Below are 7,764 nucleotides of genomic sequence, written 5' to 3'. Positions count from 1 at the left end.
AAGGACTTTTCCTGTTACCTTATCTCCTGGATTCTTATCTGAAGGAATGGTTACAGTAACTTTTCCTTTGTCATCTACTGTGATAAGGCCTGGAGTTCCACTTGTGTAGGTTGTACCTGATGGAATAGTCTTACCATTGGCTTCGCCTACTGGAATCTCTACTGATTCGCCTGGTTTGCCATTTCCATCGTCATACTTCGGTGTGTAGTCATCCTTATCACGGTTGACTACTGTCACTTTTACAGGGACTTCTTCTTCTGAGCCATCTGGATAGCGGACAAGGACTTTTCCTGTTACTTTATCTCCTGGATTCTTATCTGAAGGAATGGTTACTGTGACTTTTCCTTTGTCATCTACTGTGATAAGGCCTGGTGTTCCACTTGTGTAGGTTGTACCTGATGGAATTGTCTTACCATTGGCTTCGCCTACTGGAATCTCTACTGAAGCTCCTGGTTTGCCTGTACCATCATCATACTTCGGTGTGTAGTCATCTTTATCACGGTTAACTACGGTTACAGTGACTGGGACTTCTTCTTCTGAGCCATCTGGATAACGGACGAGGACTTTTCCTGTTACTTCATCACCTGGGTTCTTATCTGAAGGAATGGTTACCGTTACTTTTCCTTTGTCATCTACTGTGATAAGGCCTGGTGTTCCACTTGTGTATGTTGTACCTGATGGAATTGTCTTACCATTGGCTTCGCCTACTGGAATCTCTACTGATTCGCCTGGTTTGCCATTTCCATCGTCATACTTCGGTGTGTAGTCATCTTTATCACGGTTAACTACGGTTACAGTGACTGGGACTTCTTCTTCTGAGCCATCTGGGTAGCGGACAAGGACTTTTCCTGTTACCTTATCTCCTGGATTCTTATCTGAAGGAATGGTTACAGTAACTTTTCCTTTGTCATCTACTGTGATAAGGCCTGGTGTTCCACTTGTGTAGGTTGTACCTGATGGAATAGTCTTACCATTGGCTTCGCCTACTGGAATCTCTACTGATTCGCCTGGTTTGCCATTTCCATCGTCATACTTCGGTGTGTAGTCATCCTTATCACGGTTGACTACTGTCACTTTTACAGGGACTTCTTCTTCTGAGCCATCTGGGTAGCGGACAAGGACTTTTCCTGTTACTTCATCACCTGGGTTCTTATCTGAAGGAATGGTTACCGTTACTTTTCCTTTGTCATCTACTGTGATAAGGCCTGGTGTTCCACTTGTGTATGTTGTACCTGATGGAATAGTCTTACCATTGGCTTCGCCTACTGGAATCTCTACTGATTCGCCTGGTTTGCCATTTCCATCGTCATACTTCGGTGTGTAGTCATCCTTATCACGGTTGACTACTGTCACTTTTACAGGGACTTCTTCTTCTGAGCCATCTGGGTAGCGGACAAGGACTTTTCCTGTTACTTTATCTCCTGGATTCTTATCTGAAGGAATGGTTACCGTTACTTTGCCTTTGTCATCTATTGTGATAAGGCCTGGAGTTCCACTTGTGTAGGTTGTACCTGATGGAATTGTCTTACCATTGGCTTCGCCTACTGGAATCTCTACTGATTCGCCTGGTTTGCCATTTCCGTCATTGTACTTCGGTGTGTAATCATCTTTATCACGGTTGACTACTGTCACTTTTACAGGGACTTCTTCTTCTGAGCCATCTGGGTAGCGGACAAGGACTTTTCCTGTTACTTCATCACCTGGGTTCTTATCTGAAGGAATGGTTACCGTTACTTTGCCTTTGTCATCTACTGTGATAAGGCCTGGTGTTCCACTTGTGTATGTTGTACCTGATGGAATTGTCTTACCATTGGCTTCGCCTACTGGAATCTCTACTGATTCGCCTGGTTTGCCATTACCATCATTATACTTCGGTGTGTAGTCATCTTTATCACGGTTAACTACGGTTACAGTGACTGGAACTTCTTCTTCTGAGCCATCTGGGTAGCGGACAAGGACTTTTCCTGTTACCTTATCTCCTGGATTCTTATCTGAAGGAATAGTTACTGTGACTTTTCCTTTGTCATCTACTGTGATAAGGCCTGGTGTTCCACTTGTGTATGTTGTACCTGATGGAATTGTCTTACCATTGGCTTCGCCTACTGGAATCTCTACTGATTCGCCTGGTTTGCCATTTCCATCATCATACTTCGGTGTGTAATCATCTTTATCACGGTTAACTACGGTTACAGTGACTGGGACTTCTTCTTCTGAGCCATCTGGGTATCTTACTAAAACTTTTCCTGTTACTTCGTCACCTGGGTTCTTATCGGCTGGAATAGTTACAGTGACTTTTCCTTTGTCATCTACTGTGACTACGCCTGGTGTTAAGCTTGTGTAAGTTGTGCCTGCTGGAATAGTCTTACCATTGGCTTCACTTACTGGAATGCCTACTGAAGCTCCTGGTTTGCCATTGCCATCATTGTACTTAGGTGTGTAGTCATCTTTATCACGGTTAACTACGGTTACTTTTACAGGGACTTCTTCTTCTGATCCATCTGGGTAGCGGACAAGGACTTTTCCTGTTACCTTATCTCCTGGGTTCTTATCTGAAGGAATGGTTACCGTTACTTTGCCTTTGTCATCTACTGTGATAAGGCCTGGTGTTCCACTTGTGTATGTTGTACCTGATGGAATTGTCTTACCATTGGCTTCGCCTACTGGAATCTCTACTGATTCGCCTGGTTTGCCATTGCCATCATTGTACTTAGGTGTGTAGTCATCTTTATCACGGTTAACTACGGTTACTTTTACAGGGACTTCTTCTTCTGATCCATCTGGGTAGCGGACAAGGACTTTTCCTGTTACCTTATCTCCTGGGTTCTTATCTGAAGGAATGGTTACCGTTACTTTGCCTTTGTCATCTACTGTGATAAGGCCTGGTGTTCCACTTGTGTATGTTGTACCTGATGGAATTGTCTTACCATTGGCTTCGCCTACTGGAATCTCTACTGATTCGCCTGGTTTGCCATTTCCATCGTCATACTTCGGTGTATAGTCATCTTTATCACGGTTAACTACGGTTACAGTGACTGGGACTTCTTCTTCTGATCCATCTGGGTAGCGGACAAGGACTTTTCCTGTTACCTTATCTCCTGGATTCTTATCTGAAGGAATGGTTACAGTAACTTTTCCTTTGTCATCTACTGTGATAAGGCCTGGTGTTCCACTTGTGTATGTTGTACCTGATGGAATTGTCTTACCATTGGCTTCGCCTACTGGGATTCCTACTGATTCACCTGGTTTGCCATTTCCATCATTGTACTTCGGTGTGTAATCATCTTTATTTGGACGTCCTACGACTACTGGAACATTTACTGTATCATGTGAACCATCTGGGTATGTGACTTTCACTACCGCATTTCCGACATTACCTGATGTATTTGTTGACGGTTTACTTTGTACCGTTAAAGTTCCTGGAGCAAAGTTTTGTACTTTAGCCTTCACTTCATCATCCGTAATGTTATGGTTATACGGAACTGTTAAGGTTTCTCCTGTTGGATTGTGAGCTTCTGCTTGGCTTCGTACTGTAATTCTAATTTGTTTTGTAGTTGAACGATTGTTTTTATCGTACGCCTTAATTGTTACAGTATAATAACCTACTCCTGCTGTTGGTGTTCCTGTAATTTGGTTATTCGCATATCTTAATCCTGCAGGTAAGTTAGTTACTTCAATCGGATTATTATCGCGCATTCCTACTCCACCTGTATTATCTACAGCTGTTACTGGAATTGGGGTAATCGATTCATTTTTCGTTACTGTTGCGCTTTCCGCTGTAATTGTTGGTCCTGTTACGTCTGTTACTGTAACTGGTACATTCACATTGTCAAATGTTCCATCTGGGTATGTGACTTTCACTACCGCATTTCCTGCGTTTCCTGCTGTAGCTGTTGATGGTCTACTTACAATTGATAAAGTTCCTGGGCCAACATTACTTACTTTTGCTTTTAATTCCGCATCTGTAATGGTATGGTTTTGATTTACAGTTAATCCTGCCCCTGTTGGATTGTGAGCTTCTGCTTGGCTTCGTACTGTAATTCTAATTTGTTTTGTAGTTGAACGATTGTTTTTATCGTACGCCTTAATTGTTACAGTATAATAACCTACTCCTGCTGTTGGTGTTCCTGTAATTTGGTTATTCGCATATCTTAATCCTGCAGGTAAGTTAGTTACTTCAATCGGATTATTATCGCGCATTCCTACTCCACCTGTATTATCTACAGCTGTTACTGGAATTGGGGTAATCGATTCATTTTTCGTTACTGTTGCGCTGTCCGCTGTAATTGTTGGTCCTGTTACGTCTGTTACTGTAACTGGTACATTTACAGTATCAAATGTTCCATCTGGGTATGTGACTTTCACTACCGCATTTCCTGCGTTTCCTGCATTAGCTGTTGATGGTCTGCTTACAATTGATAATGTTCCAGGAGCATAGTTACTTACTTTTGCTTTTAATTCCGCATCTGTAATAGTATGGTTTTGGTTTACAGTTAATCCTGTTCCTGTTGGATTGTGAGCATCTGCTTGGCTTCGTACTGTAATTGTGATTGTTTTTGTAGCCATATTCCCATTTTTGTCATAGGCTTTAATGGTTACTGTACTATTTCCAGGCGCTCCAGTCGGTGTTCCCGTAATTCGATTATTCGCATATGTTAATCCTGTTGGTAATCCTGTTACTTCGATCGGATTATTATCGCGCATTCCTACTCCACCTGTATTATCTACAGCTGTTACAGAAATTGGAGTGATTTGTTCACGGCTTGTTACTGTAGCATTACCTGCTGTGATTGTTGGAGCTATCTTATCACGTGAAGTTACAGTAAGAGTAAAGGTTACTGGTGTCGCTCTGTGATTAGCATTATCCGTAGCATTGAAAGTAATTGTATTAGTCTTACCAACATCTTCTGCTGTTGTTGTAATCGTAATTCGTCTTATTTTTTCAGTATCAGTGTCTGTTGGTGAAGCTATAGAGGCTTTCCCTGAAAAGACTCTAGTACCGTATTTTTTTAGAAAATCATTAGCATCAAGATTAACATGTTTATTATCTCTTGCTGTTACTGTAAAGGTTACAGTTTGTCCTTCAACTACTGTTTGATTAGCTGGTGTAATAGCTAATGTTGGTGCTTGTGTATCTGGTGCTTCTGTTGGTGTAACTGGATCACTTTTCTCAGAGACTACAACTCCACCATTGTCAACCGTTGTTTCAGCTTTAAGAGGATTTCCTGGTAAAGCTCCTGATACCGTAATTCTTGCAGTTGTCCCATTTGATGTTCCTTGTCCAATCACACGATTTCCATCGTATAATTTTACAACAGATCCATTTTTAACCCCGCTACCTACATTAACTTCTATTGTTTGATTTGTTAAGCCTTTTTTGTTCACTACACTCGTTGTAATCGTAGGTTTTTTAGGGTTAACCGTAAAGTAAACTCTTCCATCTGATCCTGAATTTGCATCTTTTGATGTAGAGCCATCTTGGTATCTTGCAATTGCTGTATAAGTGAACTTACCAGCATTTGCTGTACTTGGAGAATTATTTCCTTCCCAACTCCAGCTCATTCTAGCAGGGAAATCTCCACTGCCCTTACGCGTAATATATTTATCCGCTACAGGATTACCTGTGTTTAGAATTGTATCTCCTACAACTTTTGTATGAGTGCTACCTTGGATAGGGTATAGTTTTGCCTGTTTTTCTCTTAATGTTGGTTGTACTGGTTGGTCTGGATAATCTGTATATTTCGGTTCATTTGCATCTTTTCCTGAAACAAATGTATATGCTTGGTTTGTAGTTTTTCCGAACGTACCCGCAACTGCTAATGCAAAGGCCTCTCTTACCTGATCATCTGTTACTCCAGCTTTCAGCTTAGCTTTCAATTGCATGTGAATCGCAGAATCTCTATCCTCTGTTTTAATCCCGAAACCATAAGAGTATTGATTAAATTTGCTCTCCGTTCTTGTTACCGCATGGATTAAAAGTGGATCATTACTATTCCCTTTAAAGGTTTCACTCATGTCTTGGTTATAACTTCTATTATGTCTAATATCTAATGCGTTGAAATACGTTAATTTTTTCCAACCTGAACCATAATCAACTGAATTTCTTAAGAAATTAACATTATAAGTAGCCGTTCTAGTAAAGTTTTCTGGATTTTGAGAAAGCGTTCCAGAGTTACCATTTCTCGTATAAGTTTCAAATTTTAAATCTCTTAAAGTATTATCTTTATAAAGACCCTCGCTTGTTAAATCTAAAATTTGAGGTGGTAAAATTAATCGATAGATTTGATATCTACTTAGGTGAGCCATTGAAACACCATCATTATTGAAGAAAACATCATAAACTACATAACGTTCTCCGTTGATTGTTGTCGTTTTAGCGAACATATCTACTTTTTTTTCGGTATATTCTCTTAATCCATTTCTAACGACTCTGCTTCCATCACTCGCACGGTGACGTTGATAAATTAATAAGTTGTCACTTGAATCCCATGTTGGAGAAATTGAAGCCGCTCTTACATTTGTTCCTTCTTCAATCTTATTCCCATTACGTGGGTCATTTTTACCTGAAGTTAGACGCAAAGTAGCAATTTTAACAGAGTTAAACATTCTCTTCACACGCTTTGTTACATCTTCAACATCGTTCAGAGAAATTGTTGTATTCTGAATAACCCCTTGGGCTAATCCCAAGAGTTCGTTAGCTTTTTCAAATACTTCTTTAGTTGATTCATGTTCAGGAAGCTCAAGAACTGCCGCTTGTAATTGTTCAGCAGACAATTTTAGCGATTCTTTCTTATCTGAAATAGTTTTATCAGCTTCACTTAGTTCAGAAGCTGTTTTATTATCTTTGATTTCAGTCTTATTCTCAGTTGCAGTTTCTTGAACCTTGCTTGATTCTTTAGTAGCATTTGATAAAGCAGTTAAATCACTTTCTAAAAGAGAAAGTAGTTCATTTACATCCTTCTGCGTTGCAGTATCACTGTCTAGTAGGGCTTGCCCTTTTTGAACTCTGTCCTTAATCGGAGAAATAACTGACTTGTCAAGATCTGATTTCGATGAAAGAGTAGTCTTTAACTCTTCAACTACTTTTTTTAATTTCGCTTTATCAACCACTTTGATAACGCTTTCAATATTAGTTACCAGTTCCTTTTCTGAAGGATTCTGTGCAACTTCTACTTTATTATCGGTAGGTTGTTGAATCTCTACAAGTGGTTTATCCTTCTCCTTCTGGTTAACCACATCTGTGGTAGGTTGTGAATGATTTTCAATCACACTATCCGCACTAGCAACGCGCGCACCCAAAAACATCAGTGCTGCAACAGCTACTGAAGCCGCACCAAAGCTATATTTACGAATAGAGAAGCGTAGAACCTTTTCACGTTGGTGACGCTTTATTCTATTGAGTGAATTTGATTTGTTTTCCATTGTTCCTCCTTATGTTATGTTAAAACACAAAATCAAATAAAAAGCAACTTTCATGGCCACACACCTTATAGTAATGCACCCATGAAACCTACTATGATGAGCATATCTTACACATCACAGCTATCACAGCTATCACAGCTATCACAGCTATCACAGCTATCACAGCTATCACAGCTATCACAGCTCAATTATACCATTTTTGATATATTTAAACAAGAAAAAAACTATTTATCGCATAAAACAAGTGCTAAGCTAACTTCTCAAAGTAACTTCCACTTGCCTGACCAAAGTGGAAATTAGTCTAAAACGGATTTTTATGGTGGAATTAAGTGTGAGACGTTTGAG

1 protein-coding gene is annotated in these 7,764 nt (G+C 40.0%); it reads right to left on the bottom strand.

Annotated features, from left to right (window positions below):
- The coding region (locus CJ239_RS11240; protein ID WP_142367014.1) for a YPDG domain-containing protein at positions 1-7,419 on the bottom strand (7,419 nt) is incomplete at its 3' end.
- Positions 7,420-7,764: the final 345 nt, after the last annotated feature.

The organism is Streptococcus sp. UMB0029, from assembly GCF_002871495.1.
GTDB lineage: Bacteria > Bacillota > Bacilli > Lactobacillales > Streptococcaceae > Streptococcus.
Note: the sequence above shows the minus strand (reverse complement) of the source record. Positions and strands in the feature narration are given on the sequence as shown.